Here is an 18,114-nt window from a genome sequence, read left to right as displayed (position 1 = left end):
AGGGCGGCGGGCCCCGCCGATGGTCAGTGTTCGCGGTAAAGCTGGCGGTGGCGGACCAATACCTGGCGGTCGGGAAAGGCGCGCGCCAGATTCTCGATGATGTACACCGAGCGGTGCTGGCCGCCGGTGCAGCCGACGGCCACCGTCAGGTAGCTGCGGTTTTCCTTGCCGTAGCAGGGCAGCCACTTGGCGATCATCGCCTGGATGTCGGCTATCATCTCGGCCACTTCCTGGTGGCCGGCGAAGAAGTCGATGATGGGTTGGTCGCGGCCGGTGAACGGGCGCAGCTGCGGATCGTAATAGGGGTTGGGCAGGCAGCGGGCGTCGAAGACGAAATCCGCGTCCTGCGGCACGCCGTGCTTGAAGCCGAACGATTCGAAGATCAGCGTCAGCTGGTTGCTGTCGGCGTCTACCAGTTCGCGCACCCAGCTTCTGAGGGCGTTGGCGGACAGCTCGCTGGTGTCGATGCGGGTGCCCAGCTCCAGCACCTCGGCCAGCATTTCCTGTTCCAGCAATATGCTTTCCTCCACCGTGATGCCGGTGTCGGACAGGGGATGGCGGCGACGGGTTTCGGAGAAGCGTTTGACCAGGGTTTCCGGCTTGGCCTCCAGGAACAGCAGCCGCACATCGATGCCTTGGGCCTTCAGGGATTCCACCACCTTGGGCAGCGCGCCCAGCGTGGGGCCGGAGCGGGTGTCCACGCTGATGGCGATGTCCTTGTAGCCGAAGTCGGCATACATCGCCATCGCTTCCGGCAGCATGGTGGCGGGCAGGTTGTCCACGCAGTAGAAGCCCGAGTCTTCCAGCGCGCGCAGTGCCACCGACTTGCCGGAACCGGACAGGCCGCTAATCAATATCAGGCGCATTTTCCTGGTCTCGCAAGAAATTGGTGTGGCGTTCGATGAATTCGCGGGTGCTGTCGATGCCGCGCAGCTGCAGGATGTAGTTGCGCACGGCGGCCTCCACCAGCACCGCCAGGTTGCGGCCGGCGGCCACGGGCAGCACTACCTTGCGCACGGTGACGCCGATGATGTCCTGGGTCTCGGACTGGATGTTCAGCCTATCCAGCGCCTGCATCGCCTGGTCGTTGGCCTTGACCAGATGGATGATCAGTTTCAGCACCTTCTTGGGGCGGACCGCGGTCTCGCCGAAGATGGTGCGGATGTTGAGGATGCCGAGGCCGCGCACTTCCAGGAAGTCGCGCAGCAGCGGCGGGCAGCGGCCTTCCAGCGTATCTGGGCCGATGCGGTACAGCTCGACGGCGTCATCGGCCACCATGCCGTGGCCGCGGGAGATCAACTCCAGCGCCAGCTCGCTCTTGCCCATCGCGGAGTCGCCCATGATCAGCACGCCGATCTCGAACACGTCGAGGAACACGCCGTGCAGCACGGTCGACACCGCCAGCGCGCGGGCCAGGTAGATCCGCAGCACGTCCATCAGGTACGGGCTTTCCAGCGTGCTGCACATCAGGGGCACGTTGTGGCTGTGGCAGTAGTCGCGCAGCAGCCGGGGCACCGGCTGGTTGTTGGTGACCATCACCACCGACATGCTCTTGTGGAACAGCTGGTCCAGCGCGGTCTTGGCCGCCGACTGCTCCAGTTTGTTCAGGTAGTCGACCTCGGCGAGGCCCAGCACTTGCACCCGGTTGGGGTGGATGAAGTTCAGGTGGCCGACCAGGGCCAGCGTCGGGCGCTGGTCGTCGTTGCCGATCACGTTGTCGGAGCCGCCGGTGCCGGCGACCCAAGTCAGATTCAGCTTCTGCTGGTTTTCCTGATACAGCCGGCGCACGGTGATGCTAGGCATGGGGCGTCCATTCGCAAAGCAGCTTGTACAGTTCGTCGCGCGCGCCGGTGCCCAGCATCTGCTCGCGCATCTGGCGGCTGGAGAACAGCTGCGCCAGCTCCGACAGCACCTGCAGGTGCAGGTCGGTGGCGTGCTCGGGGACCAGCAGCACGAACAGGCATTGCACCGGCTTGCCGTCCGGCGCGTCGAAGGGAATGGGCGCCTTCAGGCGGATGAACACGCCAGTGGCTTCCTTGAGGCCGCGCGCGCGGCCGTGGGGAATGGCCACGCCCTGGCCGAGTCCGGTGGAGCCCAGTTTTTCACGGCTGAACAGGCTGTCGAAAACCTCGCTGCGGGCGATGCCGCGGGTATTCTCCACGAGCAGCCCCACTTGTTCGAACACCCGCTTCTTGCTGGCGACGTCCAGATCCAGCAGGATATGGTCCGGGGTCAGGATCTTGCCGATGAGAGTCATGTTGGATTATGCATGCGGCTCTTGGGGTGAAACTGTGAATTCTACGTTGCCTTGATAGTACTGAAAACCGGCAAGCGCAAAGAAAAACGGGAACCGTCAGGCTCCCGTTGTCTTCAGCTAGGCCTTACAGCGTGGCCTGGGTCTGAGACGCTTCGCCCGAGCCCAGCGCGCGGTGCTCGGTCAGCTTTTCCTTGTACTTCAGGACTTGGCGGTCCAGCTTGTCCATCAGGAGGTCGATGGCGGCGTAGAGGTCGGCCTCGGAAGCTTCGATGTGGATGTCCTTGCCGGACAGGTGCACATTGACTTCAGCCTTCTGGACCAGCTTGTCCACCGACAGGGTGACGGAGATATCGATCACGTGGTCGACATGGCGGGTAATGCGCTCGAGCTTGTTCTCGATGTATTCGCGCAGCGACGGGGTGACTTCCAGGTGCAGGCCAGTTACTTTGAGGTTCATACCCTAGCTCCTTCTGGTGTTGACCACCCGGTCGGGTTGCCGGGCGGCATTGTATTCTTGAGGCGCCCTACAGTGCCTTGCGCAGATTCACCGCCGGAATCTGCATGGCTTCACGATACTTGGCTACGGTGCGTCTGGCAACCTGTATTCCCTGCTTGGCCAGCGCGTCGGCGATGGCGCTGTCGGACAACGGCTTCGCGCGGTCCTCGGCGTCTATCATGCCGCGGATATGGGCCTTGATCGCCGTGGCGGAGCACTCTCCGCCGCTTTCAGTTTCCAGCGAACTGCCGAAGAAATACTTGAGTTCGAACAAGCCCCGCGAACAAAGCAGGTATTTCTGGCTGGTGGATCGGGAAACGGTGGATTCGTGCAGGCCCAGTTCTTCCGCGATGTCCCGCAGGATCAGCGGGCGCATCGCCACTTCGCCGTGCTCAAAGAACGATTGCTGGCGCTCAACGATAGCTTCCGCCACTTTGAGTATGGTGTCAAACCGTTGCTGGATGTTCTTGACCAGCCAGCGCGCCTCCTGCAAACGGCCGGACATTTCGCCGCCGGCGCGCTGGTCGGCCAGCATGCGCTCGTACAGCCGGTTGACTCGCAGGCGGGGCATCGCCGCGCGATTGAGCTCGGCCGCCCAGCGGCCGCGCAGCTTGCGCACGCTGATGTCGGGAATCACGTAATGGATGTCGCCGTGGCCGAAGCCGGTGGCCGGGTGCGGGTTGAGGCGGGCGATCAGCGCCTGCGCGCCGCGCAGCGCCGCGTCGTCGCAGCGCAGCAGCTTTTTCAGCTTGGCGTAGTCGCGGCCGCCGAGCAGGGCCAGGTGCTCGCGGACGATGGCCAGCGCCAGCGCGTGCCCGGGCTCGCCGCCGGGAAGGCGCTGCAGCTGAAGCGTCAGCGATTCTGCCAGCGAGCGGGCGCCGACGCCTGCGGGATCGAATTGCTGCAGCAGCTTGAGGCCCACGGCCAGCTCGTCGACTTCCAGCTCCAGCTCCAGCGGCAGGTTGCCGGCCAGCTCGTCCAGCTCCAGCGGCAGGTAGCCGTCGTCGTCCAGCTCCTCGATCAGCAGGCGCATCACCGCGCGGTCGCGGTCGGAGAGGGCGATCTCGCTCAATTGGGTCAGCAGGTGTTCGCGCAGGCTGACCGGGCAGGGCACGTTGAGCATGGGGTCGAAGTCGTCGTCGTCCCCCCTGCGGCTGCCCGCGCCCCAATCTAGTAGCTCGCCGGCGCTGTCGTCGCGTCCATCCGCCTCTTGCGGCTCGGCCGCGCTTTCGGGCTGCTCCGCGCTGTCGGCCGCGGCTTCGCCGTCGCGGGGCTCGTCGCCGCGCTCCAACAGCGGATTGTCCAGCAGGAAACGCTCCACCTCCGTCTGCAGGTCCAGCGTGGACAGTTGCAGCAACTTGATCGATTGCTGCAGCTGCGGCGTCAGCGTCAGTTGCTGGGATACCTTGAGCTGAAGTGCCTGTTTCATCGTTTACAGATGGAAGTGCTCGCCGAGGTAGACCTCGCGCACTCTCTCGTTGTTGACCAGTTCTTCCGGCTCGCCGGAGGCCAGCACCGAGCCGTCGCTGATGATGTAGGCGCGGTCGCAGATGCGCAGCGTCTCGCGCACGTTGTGGTCGGTGATTAGCACGCCGATGCCGCGCTCCTTCAGGAAGGAGATGATCTTCTGGATGTCGATCACCGCGATCGGGTCCACGCCGGCGAACGGCTCGTCCAGCAGGATGAAGCGCGGGCGGGTGGCCAGCACGCGGGCGATCTCCACCCGGCGGCGCTCGCCGCCGGACAGCGACAGCGCGTTGCTGTCGCGCAGGTGGCCGATGTTGAGGTCGTCCAGCAGCAGGTCCAGCTCTTTCTCCAGCTCCTTGCCCTTGAGGCCGGAGATTTCCAGGATGGCGGCGATGTTCTCTTCCACCGTCATGCGGCGGAAGATGGACGCCTCCTGCGGCAGGTAGCCGAGGCCGAGCTGGGCGCGCTGATGGATCGGGTAGTGGGTGATGGACGCGTCGTCCAGGCGGATGTCGCCGTCGTCGGCGCCGATCAGGCCGACGATCATGTAGAAGCTGGTGGTCTTGCCGGCGCCGTTGGGACCGAGCAGGCCGACGACTTCGCCGCTCTCGATGCTGAGCGACACGTCTTTGACCACGGTGCGCTTCTTGAAGCGCTTTTTCAGGTTGGTGACGGTGAGGATGCTGTGCTTCATTGCGCGGCGGCTCCGGCGGCGGGCTTGGCGGCCGCCGGTTGCGACGCGGTGTTCTTCGGCTGCAGGATCACGGTGGTGCGTCCGCCCTTGCCGGCGTTGGCGCCGCCGCCCATCACCTGGTAGACCTCGCTCTGGGTGTCGTAGGTGATCACGTTGCCGATCACGAGGTCGCCGTTGCGCTTGACGCGGGCGTTGCCGGTCAGCACCGCGAAGTGCTTGGCGCTGTCGTAGTCCAGCTTGCTGGACTGGCCTTCGATCCAGCCGCTGTTGTTGTCCAGCTTCTGGCGGAAGGTGACGATGCGGCCGGTGGCCTGCAGCGTCTGGTTGCCTTGCGGGTCTTGGGTGGCGACCACCTTGTCGGCGTTCAGGCGCAGCGTGCCCTGGATCACCACCACGTTGCCGGTGCAGGTGGAGACGCCCTTGGTCTGCTCCATGGTGCAGCCATTGTCGCTGGTGATCTCGATGGGCTTGGTTTTGTCTGCCTGTTCGGCGTGCGCCAGCGCGGAGGCGGACAGCAGCAGGCCGGCCAGCAGGATGCGGGAATTATTTGGCATAGACGATCTTGGTCTTGGAATACAGATTGAGCAGGCCCAGCGACTCCTGATAGCTGAAGCCGATGGAGTTGGCGACCGAGTTGCCTTGGTAGATCACCGACGGCGCCTTGGAGCTGGCGAAGCGCTTGCCGGTATCGACGAACATCGCGCTGCTGACCAGCCGGGTCTCGGGCTGCTTGCTGTCTGCGGGTTTGATCAAAACGACTTTCTTGTCGAAGTAGGCCTGCTGGCTCTTGTTGTTGTAGCGGCCGGTTTCCCCGGTGACATGGTATTGCAGCACGCCCTGCTGGTACTGATACAGGTCGGGGTTCTCGAAATAGGCGTCGGGCTTGCCCGGATACTGCCACATGCGGGTGGCGATCAGCCGGTCCATCAGCTTGCCTTGCTTGTCGTAGCGGGTGGCGATCATGTTTTCCGCCACGTACTCGGGCTTGTCCGGGTCGAGTTCGCGGCGGTGGCTGTCCCAGCGCGAAATCTGGTCCAGCCATATCGTCAGCAGCGCGGTCAGTCCGACCAGCAGCACCGGGAACAGGCGATGGGAGCGCAGCAGCTTGATCATGCCAGATACCGGGCGAGCACGCCTTCGAACGTGCCCTGGGCCTGCATGATCAGCTCGGCCAGCTCGCGCACCGCGCCGTGGCCGCCGGAATTGCCGGTCACGTAGTGGCAATGCTGGCGCACCTGCGGCGGAGCCTCGGGCACCGCCACCGCCAGGCCGACCCGGGTCAGGATGGGCAGGTCGATCAGGTCGTCGCCGATGAACGCGCATTGCTCGGCGGACAGGCCGGTCTTGTCCAGCAGCTCGGCCAGCGCGACTTTCTTGTCGTGGACGCCGCCGTAGTAGTGGTCGATCTTCAGCGCCTGGGCGCGGTGCTCGACGCAGCGGTCGGCGCGGCCGGAAATGATGGCCAGCTGCACGCCGGTGCCTTGCAGCAGGCGCAGGCCGAGGCCGTCCTGCACGTAGAACGACTTGCTCTCTTCGCCGCGGGCGTCGTAGTAGATGCGGCCGTCGGTCATCACGCCGTCCACATCCATGATCAGCAGTTTCACCTTGCGGGCCTGCTCGGAAATCATACGCATTGCTTGATCCTTGCCGCCGCCAGTCGCTGGGACTGGCCGGCTGGTTTTAAAACACGCCGGCGCGCAGCAGGTCGTGCATGTGCAGCACGCCGGCCAGCTTGCCCTGGGCGTCGACGACCACCAGGCTGGTGATCTGGTGTTGTTTCATCAGAAAGCCGGCTTCGGCCGCCAGCTTGTCCGGCTGGATGGAGCGCGGCTTGCGGCCCATCACCTCGTCTATCTTCAGGCTGTAGACGTCCACGCCTTTTTCCAGCGTGCGGCGAAGGTCGCCGTCGGTGTAGATACCGTGGAGCGTGCCGTCGGCCTCGCTGACCGTGACCATGCCCAGCCGTTTTTGCGACATTTCCAGCAACGCGTCCTTCAGCAACGTGCCCGGCGCCACCCGCGGCAGGTCGCCGCCGGCGTGCATCAGGTCCTTCACGTGCACCAACAGGCGCCGGCCCAGGCTGCCGCCCGGGTGGGACAGCGCGAAATCGCTCTGGCCGAAGCCGCGCGCCTCCATCAGCGTGACGGCCAGCGCGTCGCCCAGCGCCATCTGCGCGGTGGTGCTGGTGGTCGGGGCCAGGTTCAGCGGACACGCTTCGCGCTCGACATGCGTGTGCAGCAGGACGTCCGCGGCCTGGGACAGCGTGGATTCCGACCGGCCGGTCACCGCGATCAGCTTGCCGCCCTTCAGCTTCAGCGCCGGCAGCAGCGACACCACTTCGGCCGACTCGCCGGAGTTGGACAGCGCGATCACCACGTCGTCGCCGGTGATCATGCCGAGGTCGCCGTGGGCGGCCTCGGCCGGATGCACGAAGAAGGCCGGCGTGCCGGTGCTGGCCAGCGTGGCGGCGATCTTGCGGGCGACGTGGCCCGACTTGCCCATGCCGGTGACGATCACGCGGCCCTGGCAGGACAGAATGATCTCCACCGCCTCCAGGAAGTCGCCGTTCAGGCGTTCGGCCAGCGTGTTCAGCGCGGCCGCTTCTTCATGCAGCACTTCGCGCGCCGTTTCCAGCCGGCTGGTGTGATTTTTTTCCATAAGGCAAAAGTATATCAAAGGTTATAATCGATTGACGCGGGTGCTGGTGCAAGTTTTGCTTGGCGGTCGTGTTTTCCGTTGCCAATCGTATCCTGGAGCCCCGACCGCCGATGCATTCCATGGCCCCCATCGTCCTTGTCCTGTTGGCCGCCGTGCTGGTGGTCACCTTGTGCCGAAGCCTGAAGGTTCCGGCCATGCTCGGCTACCTGGTGGTGGGCTTCCTGACGGGGCCGGGGGTGATGAATCTGATCCCGCAGGGCAAGGAAACCGCCTTTCTCGGCGAAATCGGCATCGTGTTCATGATGTTCACCATCGGCCTGGAGTTTTCCCTGCCTAGGCTGAGGGCGATGCGGCAGCTGGTGTTCGGCGTCGGATTCGCCCAGGTGGCGCTGACCATGCTGCTGGTGGCGATGGCCATCGCCTATCTGACCGGCAGCCCGCTGACTGGTTTCGCCGTCGGCGGCGCATTGGCGATGTCGTCCACCGCCATCGTCAGCAAGCTGCTGGCGGAAAGGCTGGAGCTGAACCAGCCGCACGGTCAGCTGGCGATAGGCGTGCTGCTGTTCCAGGACATCGCCGTGGTGCCGCTGCTGATCATGCTGCCGGCCTTCGCCGGCGGCAGCGACACGCTGTGGCTGGATCTGGCCAAGGCGGGCGGCAAGGTGCTGGTGGTGCTGGCGCTGCTGCTGTTCTTCGGCCAGCGCCTGGTGCGGCCGTGGTTCCACCTGGTGGCGCGGCAGCGTTCCGGCGAACTGTTCATGATCAACGTGCTGCTGGTGACGCTGGGCATCGCCTGGATGACCGAGCTTTCCGGCCTCAGCCTGGCGCTGGGCGCCTTCGTCGCCGGCATGCTGATCTCGGAAACCGAGTACCGCTACCAGGTGGAAGAGGATATCAAACCCTTCCGCGACATCCTGCTGGGCTTCTTCTTCATCACCGTGGGCATGAAGCTGGAGCTGTCGGTATTGTTCGGCCGTTTCGGCGATGTGCTGTTGCTGCTGGCTTTGCTGCTGCCGCTGAAACTGGCGGTGGTGTTCGGCCTGGGCCGGCTGTTCGGCCACCGCTCCAACGACGCGATGCGCTCGGCGCTGGCGCTGGCGCAGGGCGGCGAGTTCGGTTTCGTGCTGCTGTCGCTGGCGCTGAACCTGAACCTGGTGGCTGCGCCGATGGCCCAGGCCGCCATCGCCGCCATCCTGATTTCGATGCTGGCGGCGCCTTTCCTGATCATGCACGGCGAGCGCATCACCCGCCGGCTGATCCGGCAGGACTGGATGCTGCAGTCGCTGGACCTGCACCAGATGCTGGTGGCGGGCATGAGCAAGGACGATCACGTGCTGATCTGCGGCTACGGCCGCAGCGGCCAGGCGCTGGCGCGGCTGTTGGAGACCGAGAAGATCAATACCTTCGCGCTGGACATGGATCCAGAGCGGGTGCGCGAGGCGGGCGAGGCCGGCGACCAGGTGGTGTTCGGCGACGCCGGCAAGAAGGAGGTACTGCTCGCCGCCGGCCTGATGCGGGCCAAGGTGGTGGTGGTGACCTTCGCCGACACCCACGCCGCGCTGCGCATCCTGCACACGGTGCGCGAAGTGCGGCCGGAGCTGCCGGTGATCGTGCGCACGATAGACGAGAGCGAGCTGGATGTGCTGCGCCAGGCCGGCGCCGATGAAGTGGTGGCCGAGGTGATGGAGGGCAGCCTGATGCTGGCCTCGCAGGCGCTGCTGGAGGCGGGCGTGCCGCCCAGCCGCGTGCTGCGGCGCATCCGCGCGGTGCGGGAGGAGCGCTACGACCTGTTCCGCGGCTTTTTCCGCGGCAGCAGCGACGAGACGGAGAGCCTGGAAGAGTCGCTGGTGCCCCGTTTGCTGAGCGTGCAGGTGTGCGGCGGCGCGGCGGCCATCGGCCAGCCGTTGGGCGCGCTGGGCCTGGCCGGCCTGGGCGTGGAGTTGAAGGCGATCCGCCGCAACCGCGTGCGCCGCACCGATTTCGACGACAGCTTCGAAGTGGCGCCGGACGACGTGATGGTGCTGCTGGGCACGCCGGAGCAACTGGCGCTGGCGGAGTCCCGGATCCTGCAGGGCGATTGAGCGCAGCCAGAGAAGAGAAGGCCTGATTTCGCGCGAGGCGCGCTGGACGCGCCGGCAGCAAAAAGCCCCGGGAAACCGGGGCTTTTCGTTCGAGCCCGGGGCTCAGGGCAGGATGGTGGTGATCTGCTTCTGCAGCTGCTGTTTCAGCGCCTGCTGCTTTTCGCCCTCGGTCTTCTTGCCTTTGACCAGCGCGTTGAAGTCCAGCGCGTACACCGGCGCATTGAGCGGGCCGGTGATCTTCAGCGGCACGTTGACGCCTTTCAGCCGGACGAACTCCTGCGGATTGGCCTGCACGTCCATCGTGTAGTCGACGATGCTCTGCTTCAGGTCCACCTTGCCGCCGCCGTTGACGTTGACCAGCTGCGAGGCCAGCTTCAGGTCCTGGCTGCGCGCCACGCCGCTGTCCAGCTTGAAGCTGGTGGACAGCGTGGAGAAGGTGGTCTTCTGGTCGTTTTGCGCGGCGGCGTTCCACTCTTTGAGTTCGGCCGGCAGGTTCTTCAGCGCCGCCACCAGGTCGATGCCGGTCAGGGCGCCGTTGTTCAGGCTGAAGGACGCGTCGCCGTTGAGCGTGCTGCGCAGCTCGGCGAAGGATTTGCCGTCGGCGTTGATGTCGATCTTGCCGTTGCCCTTGCCGTCCAGGCGGTTGAAGTTGAACAGGTCCACCAGCAGCGGGCGGATCTTCATGCCCTGCAGGGTCTGCTTCACCTGCAGATGCGGCACGTCGCGGCGGCTCAGCGAGGCGTCGCCCTGCAGGCGGCCGTCGTAGATGTCGGCGGACATCTGGTCCAGCTCCAGCGCGCGCGGATTGATGCGCACATTGCTGGTGATGTGGTTGATGCGGAAGCGGCCCATCGCGAGCTCGCCTATCGCCACCTTACCGTTCAGGTCGAAGAAGTCCAGCCAGTCCAGCGGGATTTCATTGGTGTTTTGGAAGATCGCCACCGGATCGCCCTGGGTTTCGGGCAGGTAGCGGTTCAGGTCCAGTTTGCCGATGGACAGCATCGCTTCGTGGCGCGGCTTGATCAGGCCGTACTGGCTCAGCGTGGCGGACACGTCGGAGCCGTCCAGCTTGCCGGCGACGCGCAGATTGAAGCGCGGCTCGTCGATGTCGCCGTCCAGCGCGCCCTCCATGCTGGCCACCAGGCGGCCGCGCGGCAGCGCCGGTGTGGTGATGGTGCTGGTCAGCTTCAGCGGCTGCATCAGCAGCTGATTCATGCCTGCCAGCGACAGCGGTGCGTTCAGCTTGACGTTGACCTTGCTGGAGCCGGCCAGCCAGTTGAACTCGCCGTCCAGCTTGTCGGCGTAGAGACCGCCCTCGCTCAGCTTCAGGTTGTCCAGCGCCGCTTGCAGCTGGTACTGGCTGCGGGCGTAGCTGAGCTTGGCGCTGAGAGTGCCGGACGGCATGGTCAGCTCGCGCAGGCTGGCGTTGATCTGCGGCAGGGTCAGCTTGACTTCGCTGCTGGGGCGCTCGCTGGTGAAGCTGACGGTGACGTCGCTGCCGGTGGCCTGCAGCGACGCGAAGTTGAGCTTGTACTGGCCGGCGACGGTCAATTTGGTTTCGCCGAGGCCCGGGATGGTGCTGATCGCCACCGCCTCCAGTTCAGGCAGGCTGACCTGGTCGTCCTGTATCGCCAGCGGCGTGGTCAGCGCCAGGCGCACCGGACGCTTGTCGTCGTCCAGAATGGCGCCGAAGCTGACGTCGGCGGTGCCGCGCAGGTTGTCGGCGTCCAGGCTGATGCTGGCCAGGCGCTTGTCGGTGTGGGTGAGCTGGTCGGACAGCAGCAGCGTGCCTTCGCGCACGGTCAGCCGGTCCAGCTTGAGGGTGTAGTTGTCCTGGCGGCGGCGCTGGAACAGGTCGGCGATGTTCAGTTGCCCGTCCAGGCCGCGGCTGACGCCGGCGCTGGGGCCGTACAGATCCAGCGCCTTGACTTCGCGGTTGCCCAGCAGCAGCGGCAGCCAGGCCAGCGACACGCGCAGCATTTCCACGCGCGCGAAGGCGTCGGGCTTGCCGGGCTCGCTGACGCTGAGTTTTTCTATTTCAATGCCGGGGTAGGGGAAAACCTGGGGCGTGATGCGGCCGTCGATGCGGACGCTGCGCCCGGTGTCTTGCAGGGCGTGGGTCAGGCTGCCGCGCACGGCGGCTTCGTCAAATTGCCAGTAGATCAGCGCTCGGATCAATACCAGCAGCAGGACCACGGCCAGGGTGCCGTAGGTCGCGATTCTTAGCCACAGCCGGCCGGAGTTCAATTTCATCGGGGTCGCTCGGAGAGGCCATGCATGGAGTTGTCTGGGAGGTGCGGGAAGCCTGTGGAGCGGGTGAAGGGAATCGAACCCTCGTCGTAAGCTTGGGAAGCTTCTGCTCTACCATTGAGCTACACCCGCGCGCTTCTAGAGCCGACGAATTTAGCGGGTTTCGCCGGGATTGGCAAGATTTTGCGGCGCAGCAAAATCACCATCCGGGACGGATTTGACGGAGGCGGCGCGGTTTGTTTTTCTAAGTGTTTGATGTGAAAGGATTCGCGTGGGCGCTGGCTCGGCGCCGCGCGGCGAGGGGGCAAAGTCCCGGAACGCGTCCCTCGTTGTCAGCGGCCCGGCCGGTACCACAGCCTGGCGTCGTCCAGCGGGGTGTCTTTCGGCAGCAGCGGATTTTCCAGCCGGATCAGCGTCCGGCTGTCCAGCTCGGCGCGCCGTATCGCCGCGCCGTAATGCTGCAGGAAAAACCTGTCGTAGGAGCCGTCCTTCAGCATCAGGCGCAGGCCTTCCTCCACTCGCTTGGCCAGCTCGGCGCCGCGTTCGCGATTGAAGAAAAAGTAATATGGCCACGGGTAGTAGAGCAGCAGGGCCTTGTCCACGGCCAGGCCGGGATAGATGGGCGCGCGGCTGTCGAATTCGGGGAAGACCTCGCCGATGCCGCGCGGAAACAGGTCGAAGCGTTTCTTGTCCAGCATGGAAAACAGCAGCTCGTAACCAGCCTCGGTCACCTTGATGCCGTTGTAGCGGTACAGCTGGATGTCTCCCCAGCCCAGCCCCTGGCCCACGCGCAGGCGGCGCAGGCCGGCCAGGTCGCGCACGCCGGCCATAGCCGTTTGGCGGTCGGCCGGGATCAGCGCGATTCGATAGCCGAGCAGGCCCTTGTCCAGCGGGATGCGCACGGCCAGCATCTGCCGTTCGCGCTCTTCGGTGGTGGAGCTCCAGATCACGTCGAGATTGCCCTGCTGCAATTCCTGCAGATAGCGGGACTCGTTCATCGTTCTGGAAGAGGGCTGCAGCGCGGCGGGGCCGTATTTGGCGTTGGTGTGCTCGACGGCTTCGCGCAGCAGGTCGAGATAGGGCTGGAAGCGGGTTTCGGATCCCTGCGGAAACGCCGGATAGCGGATCGGGGCCGGTTCTCCCGCCGCCATCGCTGCCGCCGCCCACGCCGAGCACAGCAAGGCCGTCAGCCTATGGCGGCCCGGAACGGCGAGACGGGTCCGGCGTTTCATCGATTCGTCGGTCGGCGTCGGCTTCATCGCGGGGAGAGATGCTGGCATATCGTTCGAGGCCGCTCGGGATTCAATTTCGCGGCGGCTGCTGGAAATATTCCATCTGCCGGCGCAGGCTGTCGGCGCGCTGGGCCGTTTCGTGAGCGGCCGCCGACAGCTCTTCGCTGGTGGCGGCGTTGTCTTGGGACAGATGGCTCAGGCCTTGCATCACCGAGGTGATGTTGCCGACTTGGCGGGCCTGGGCGGACGCGTCCCGGGAGATGCCTTCCACCAACTCCCGGGTTTCGCGGCTGGAGGCGACGATGGCGTCCAGGCTGGCGCCGGCGCTTTCCGCCAGCTGCACGCTGCGGGCGGCCACCTGGCCGATCTCCTTGGCGGCGTTCTGGCTGCGTATCGCCAGCTTGCGCACCTCGTCGGCCACCACGGCGAAGCCTTTGCCCACCTCGCCGGCGCGCGCGGCCTCGATGGCGGCGTTCAGCGCCAGCAGATTGGTCTGGTAGGCGATGTCGTCGATGATGTCGGTGCGTTGGGCGATGCGGCGCATCGCCTGTATCGCCTCGCCGACCACGCGGTTGCCGGCGTCGGCCTGGCTGGCGGCTTCGTTGGCGATCTCGCCGGTATGGCTGGCCTGGTCGGCCATGTCGAACATCTGGCGGCTGATGCTGTCCACGGTCACGCAGGTCTGCTCGATGCTGGCCGAGGTGCCGCAGGCGCTGGCGGACAGGTTTTGCGAGGCGTTGTTCAGCTGCAGCGAGGCATTGGCCACCGCGTCGGCGTCGGCCTGCACCTGCAGGATCACGGCGGACAGCTTCTCGCCCATCTTGCGGATGTGGGCGGCCAGGCTGCGCGTATCGCGTTTGGCCAGCGGCAGGGTGAAAGCCAGCCTGCCGTCGGCCAGCTCGCGCATGCCCTGCGCGACGTCTTCCGGCTCCGCGCCCAGGGTGCGGACGATGTCGCGGGCCAGCAGGATGGAGGCGCCTATCGGCAACAGCAAGGCCAGCCAGCTGGCCAACGCCAGCCAGCTGCGGCGCCGGGCCTGTTCGGCCTGGTCGGACGAGCGCTGGCGGATGTCCAGCAACATTTGCCGCTGCAGGCGGTACAGGGCGTCGATTCGCGCGCTGGCGGTCCGGAACCAGGCTGCCGGGGAAAGCCGCGGCCTCAGTTCGCCGGGTTCGCTTTCCAGCAGTCTGTCGCGCATGGCTTCGAAATCGCGCGTGGACTGCAGGGCCTGGGCCAGCGCGGAGGGGTTGCCGCCGTGTTGCAGATACAGCTGCTCGCATAGGGTTTCTTGCGATGTCACGCCGCTGACCCGGCGGACGTCGGCCACCGTTATCCGGCCGGATGACAGCACGCCGTTGACCAGGCCGCGGGTCCGGCCGGTGTATTCGCTTTGGCACTGCAAGGCCGACCATTGCTGCACGCTGGCCCGGATGTCTTCGCTCTGCGCGTCGAACAGCGCGACCACGCCTGTCAGCTGCTCTATCATCGTCGAATAGGCGGAGAACATCTCCAGCGGCGCGATGCGGTGGATGTCGACGCGCTCGCGCAGGCGGTTGAGCTGGTCCGCGGCGGGGACATTGCTGTCGATGAAGGCGCGCAGCCGCGGCTTCAAGCCGTCGGCCGGCTGCCGCCGCAGCCTGTCCAGCAGCGACGAGGCTTCTACGCGGCGCTGGCGCAGCGCGTCCGGCATCGGCGCCGAGGCGTTCAGATAGCCGTTGCTGAGACCGCGCTCGCTTTGCAGCGCATGGATCAACTCTCCGATCAGCGCCGCGTTGTCCGCCAGCTTCACGTCCTGTTGCAGCTGGTCCGCGGCATGCCGCCGATCCAGGGTGTAGGCGGCTGCGCCCGCCAGCAGCAACAGGGCCAGCGGCGCGGTGAGCAGCACCAGCTTGTGGACCAATTTCAAACGATGAGGCATGGCCGGGTTATTCCGCGAGATGCTTGAAGCGGTCCACCAAGCGCACCAGTTCCCCCGCGGATGCGTTCAGCCGGTCGGACAGTTTGGCCACCTCTTGCACCAGCGAGGCGTTGTCCTCGGCCAGCGAGGCGATCACGCTGATATTGGTGGCCACCTCATTGCTGGCCGAGGTCTGCTCGGCCATCGCGGTGGCGGTGTCCTGGCTCTTGTTGGCGGCGTGGCCGGCTTCGGCGTGTATCTGCTCCAGATCGTCGACGGTCCGGCTGACCAGCTGCAGGCCGGACTCCATCCGATCCTGCGCTTCCTGCATGTGGTGGGCCGCGGTCTGCGTCTCGCCGCGGATGTCCTCGATCAGAGCGGTGATGTCCAGCGTTTCCTTGCCGGTGCGCTCGGCCAGCTTGCGCACCTCGTCGGCCACCACCGCGAAGCCCCGGCCCATCTCGCCGGCTCGCGCCGCTTCGATGGCGGCGTTCAGCGCCAGCAGGTTGGTCTGGTCGGCGATCTCGCGGATGGCGGTGATGATGGAGCGGATGTCCTCGGATTTGCGCTGCAGCGATTCGATGCGGTTGCCGGCGTCGCCGAGCACCGACGAAGTCTGGTGCATGGCCGAGGTGGTGTCGCCCATGCGTTCGCGGCCGTCGTGGACGCTGCGCTGCATCTGCTGGGCCAGGGTCAGCGATTGCTGGGTGTTGCTGGTGACCGACTCGATGCCGGCGGACATCTGTTCGACGGCGGCGGCGATTTCAGTCGCCGACTGGCTTTGCGTTTCCGATGCCTTGGCCGCCCGCTCCGCGATGTCCAGCATGCTGTTGGCGGCGTCCACCAGAGTGTGGGCGTTGCGGTTGACCTCGTTCAGCGTGTGCGCGAAAGCATCCACCAGGTGGTCGAAGGCCTGTCCCATGCGGGCGATTTCGTCGTGGCCCTGGATCGTCGCCCGCGGACGCAGATCGAAATCCTGGCTCATCGACGTCATCAGCACCTCCAGCCGCTGCACCGGCACGTGTATGCCGCGATAGATGCCGAAGCCCAGGCCGCCCAGCAACAGGATCACCAGCGCCGATCCGCCCAGCGTCAGCGTCAGGTCCGAGCGAGCCTGCGCCACTTTGACGGCCACCATCTGCGCCATCTGCGCCAGCAATTGGTCCTGTCCGCTTTTCAGCGCGTCGATGCGCCTGGTGGTGGCCTGGAACCATGCGGCCGGCGCCACGCCAACCGGCTGGCCCAGCGCCTGGCTCATCACCTTGGCTCGCAACGCCTGCACCGCGCGGCTTTCGTCGCCGCTGTCCAGCGCTTCCTTCTGGGCGCGGAGGGCGTCGCCGGCGATCAGCTTGAACTGGCTGGCGCAGGCGTCCTGCTTGGCGATCAGGCTGGCCGCCTGCGCGTGGCTTTGCTGGTTGAGCACCCCGGTCTGCAGCAGGCCGTTGACGTAGCCGCGCTCCCGCCCCGCGAACTCCTTCTCGCACTGCAGATTGAGCAGGGCCATGGTGCTGCGCAGCAGGTCGCCGTCGTTGTTGGCTTGCGCCAGCCGGGCGATCAGACCGATCAGGCTGTCGATGTCCTTGGAGTAGGCGGCGAAGGCGTCCGGGGCGGCGATGCCGCGCTTCTCGATGTCCGCGCGCAGCTGGGCCAGGCCTTGCAGCTGGCTGTTCAGCCCGCCCAGCGTTTCCTTCAGCCGGCTGTCGCGCAGCTCGCCGCTGGCGGAGGCGAAACCGGCCAGCGACTTGTCGCCGTTGGCGCGCGCCGCCTGCAATGGCGGAGGCAGCGCGGCGGCTTGCCCGCTGAGGAAGCCGTTGCTGAGGCCGCGCTCGGTCTGGAGGTCGTGTATCAGCTGGCTGGAGTCGCCGGCGATGGCGATCAGCCGGTCCGAACGCTGCAACTCGTTCAGGGTTTGCAGGCGGTCCAGCGACAGGATGCTGGCGAGGCCTACCAAGGCCAGGGAAAAGGGCAGCAGCAGCAATAGCAGCTTGCTGGCGATCGATAGCCGGGACAGCATGCGTTACTCCCTTGATGGGATGAGGAATCCGGATGCCATGAATACGGGCATCGGATTTCACTATAGGCAAAGTCGCCGAGGAGGCTCGCGGGAGATGGGGATCGGATGAGGCCGTTTGCCGCGAAGCCGGCGGGATCCGAGGCGCGCGCGCCGGCTCGGCTTCAATATGTTGCTATCGGCTGACGCCTCCTGGCTTTGGCGGAGGCGTGTCCGGCAAAGCCGGGCGACGCATGCCGGACGGTTGGTTTGTAAATTCTTGGTGACATAAAGTTGCCCCAGGAATATGCTAAAAGGTTTCTTGCTGGATTTTGGCATGGCGAACGTCCTGGGGAGGCCGTTTGCGTGAAGGCGAATGATGGGAAGAGGCGCTTGCCTGTTTCCGGGGAACATAAAAGAGGGTGGGCCGGGCGGGGTATATGGGGCCGGTGGCGCGTCGCGGGCGATGCGGACCGGCGGCGCATGCATTCTGTTTGGGTGGTGGGCAAATGCACAAGATATTGCAAATACTGTCGTGGCTGCCGTTGGCGGCCTGTCTGGGCATGCCGGCGTTCGCCGCGGAGGCGGTGAGGCCGTACCAGGGGCCGCTCAAGTGCGCGGCGTCGGAAATGGCGGACATGTGGCTGGACCAGCGTCTGGGCTGCCTGAAGTCCGGCAGTCGGTTCATCGTCAATGCCGCTGGGGCCGAGGGCGCGGTGCAGGACATGGCCTACGTGGTCAACGAAGCCATCTATGACAAGGACTTCTACCTGATCAACAACCGCAAGGTTCGCTATTTCCAGTCTTTCTTGTGCGTGCGCAACCATCCTCAGGGCGTGCGCGCGCTGTTTCTGTCCGGCGATCTGGCCAATGCGCTGGAGCTGAACAATCTGGGCCGCAAGCCAGCCGGCGTCGGGCCGACTTCGGTGAACATCTCGGGAGGCGACAGGGCGGGCGGCGTCGCGACCACCTGCGATCCCGCCAGGCACCCGCTGATCGTCGATTACAGCAGCGGCAAGGTAGAGTCGGTCAATCCGCTGGCCCTGCAAACCCTGCAGGTATACGAACTGCCGTATAACTAAGCGGGTTGCC

Annotated in this window: 16 protein-coding genes and 1 tRNA gene; 2 read left to right on the top strand and 15 right to left on the bottom strand. The window is 65.7% G+C overall.

Going from position 1 to position 18,114, the window contains the following annotated elements; all coding sequences use genetic code 11:
• Nucleotides 1–23 precede the first annotated feature (23 nt).
• The 10 genes from rapZ to ACX17K_RS12725 form a co-directional block, all read right to left on the bottom strand.
• Nucleotides 24–866, bottom strand: coding sequence for an RNase adapter RapZ (gene rapZ, locus ACX17K_RS12770; RefSeq protein ID WP_493775091.1), 843 nt, complete (start codon nucleotides 864–866; stop codon nucleotides 24–26).
• Complete coding sequence (gene hprK / locus ACX17K_RS12765; RefSeq protein ID WP_021476575.1) at nucleotides 847–1,803, bottom strand: HPr(Ser) kinase/phosphatase; 957 nt, start codon at nucleotides 1,801–1,803, stop codon at nucleotides 847–849. Before hprK ends, rapZ begins: the two co-directional genes overlap by 20 nt.
• A complete protein-coding gene (gene ptsN / locus ACX17K_RS12760) occupies nucleotides 1,796–2,257 on the bottom strand; it encodes a PTS IIA-like nitrogen regulatory protein PtsN (RefSeq protein WP_021476574.1) in 462 nt (153 codons plus the stop codon). The genes hprK and ptsN overlap by 8 nt, the downstream gene beginning before the upstream one ends.
• Nucleotides 2,258–2,381: 124 nt before the next feature.
• On the bottom strand, nucleotides 2,382–2,714 hold the full coding sequence (gene hpf / locus ACX17K_RS12755; RefSeq protein ID WP_493775090.1) for a ribosome hibernation-promoting factor, HPF/YfiA family: 333 nt from the start codon (nucleotides 2,712–2,714) through the stop codon (nucleotides 2,382–2,384).
• Between the two features lie 67 nt (nucleotides 2,715–2,781).
• The gene (locus ACX17K_RS12750; RefSeq protein ID WP_493775089.1) at nucleotides 2,782–4,182 is read right to left on the bottom strand and encodes an RNA polymerase factor sigma-54; all 1,401 of its coding nucleotides are present in this window, start codon (nucleotides 4,180–4,182) and stop codon (nucleotides 2,782–2,784) included.
• Between the two features lie 3 nt (nucleotides 4,183–4,185).
• Complete coding sequence (lptB, locus tag ACX17K_RS12745) at nucleotides 4,186–4,914, bottom strand: LPS export ABC transporter ATP-binding protein (protein WP_046155702.1); 729 nt, start codon at nucleotides 4,912–4,914, stop codon at nucleotides 4,186–4,188.
• A complete protein-coding gene (gene lptA / locus ACX17K_RS12740; RefSeq protein WP_021476570.1) occupies nucleotides 4,911–5,468 on the bottom strand; it encodes a lipopolysaccharide transport periplasmic protein LptA in 558 nt (185 codons plus the stop codon). The genes lptB and lptA overlap by 4 nt, the downstream gene beginning before the upstream one ends.
• Nucleotides 5,458–6,027, bottom strand: coding sequence for an LPS export ABC transporter periplasmic protein LptC (lptC, locus tag ACX17K_RS12735; protein WP_493775088.1), 570 nt, complete (start codon nucleotides 6,025–6,027; stop codon nucleotides 5,458–5,460). Before lptC ends, lptA begins: the two co-directional genes overlap by 11 nt.
• Complete coding sequence (locus ACX17K_RS12730) at nucleotides 6,024–6,548, bottom strand: KdsC family phosphatase (RefSeq protein ID WP_021476568.1); 525 nt, start codon at nucleotides 6,546–6,548, stop codon at nucleotides 6,024–6,026. Before ACX17K_RS12730 ends, lptC begins: the two co-directional genes overlap by 4 nt.
• A gap of 46 nt (nucleotides 6,549–6,594) precedes the next feature.
• Nucleotides 6,595–7,572: a KpsF/GutQ family sugar-phosphate isomerase gene (locus ACX17K_RS12725; RefSeq protein WP_493775087.1), complete on the bottom strand. Its 978-nt coding sequence runs from the start codon at nucleotides 7,570–7,572 to the stop codon at nucleotides 6,595–6,597.
• Between the two features lie 110 nt (nucleotides 7,573–7,682).
• On the opposite strand from ACX17K_RS12725, the gene ACX17K_RS12720 reads away from it, so the two are divergent.
• Nucleotides 7,683–9,653 carry a cation:proton antiporter gene (locus ACX17K_RS12720; protein ID WP_493775086.1) on the top strand — a complete coding sequence of 657 codons (1,971 nt, stop codon included), beginning with the start codon at nucleotides 7,683–7,685 and terminating at the stop codon, nucleotides 9,651–9,653.
• Nucleotides 9,654–9,755: 102 nt separating this feature from the next.
• Here ACX17K_RS12720 and ACX17K_RS12715 read toward each other — a convergent pair whose 3' ends face one another.
• The 5 genes from ACX17K_RS12715 to ACX17K_RS12695 all read right to left on the bottom strand — a co-directional run bounded on the left by ACX17K_RS12715 (nucleotide 9,756) and on the right by ACX17K_RS12695 (nucleotide 17,046).
• The gene (locus tag ACX17K_RS12715; protein WP_493775085.1) at nucleotides 9,756–11,906 is read right to left on the bottom strand and encodes an AsmA family protein; all 2,151 of its coding nucleotides are present in this window, start codon (nucleotides 11,904–11,906) and stop codon (nucleotides 9,756–9,758) included.
• Nucleotides 11,907–11,961: 55 nt separating this feature from the next.
• Nucleotides 11,962–12,035 (bottom strand) — tRNA-Gly (locus ACX17K_RS12710).
• 200 nt (nucleotides 12,036–12,235) lie between these two features.
• A complete protein-coding gene (locus ACX17K_RS12705; protein WP_493775084.1) occupies nucleotides 12,236–13,183 on the bottom strand; it encodes an amino acid ABC transporter substrate-binding protein in 948 nt (315 codons plus the stop codon).
• Between the two features lie 22 nt (nucleotides 13,184–13,205).
• The gene (locus ACX17K_RS12700) at nucleotides 13,206–15,053 is read right to left on the bottom strand and encodes a methyl-accepting chemotaxis protein (RefSeq protein ID WP_493775083.1); all 1,848 of its coding nucleotides are present in this window, start codon (nucleotides 15,051–15,053) and stop codon (nucleotides 13,206–13,208) included.
• 7 nt (nucleotides 15,054–15,060) lie between these two features.
• Nucleotides 15,061–17,046: a methyl-accepting chemotaxis protein gene (locus tag ACX17K_RS12695; RefSeq protein WP_493775082.1), complete on the bottom strand. Its 1,986-nt coding sequence runs from the start codon at nucleotides 17,044–17,046 to the stop codon at nucleotides 15,061–15,063.
• 485 nt (nucleotides 17,047–17,531) lie between these two features.
• Between ACX17K_RS12695 and ACX17K_RS12690 the strand changes: the two genes are divergently transcribed.
• Nucleotides 17,532–18,104 carry a hypothetical protein gene (locus ACX17K_RS12690; protein WP_493775081.1) on the top strand — a complete coding sequence of 191 codons (573 nt, stop codon included), beginning with the start codon at nucleotides 17,532–17,534 and terminating at the stop codon, nucleotides 18,102–18,104.
• Nucleotides 18,105–18,114: the final 10 nt, after the last annotated feature.

The sequence above is a fragment of the Chromobacterium sp. INPA-IVC genome, assembly GCF_059047085.1.
The sequence above is the reverse complement of the archived record's forward strand: the minus strand, read 5'-3'. Positions and strand labels throughout refer to the sequence as shown.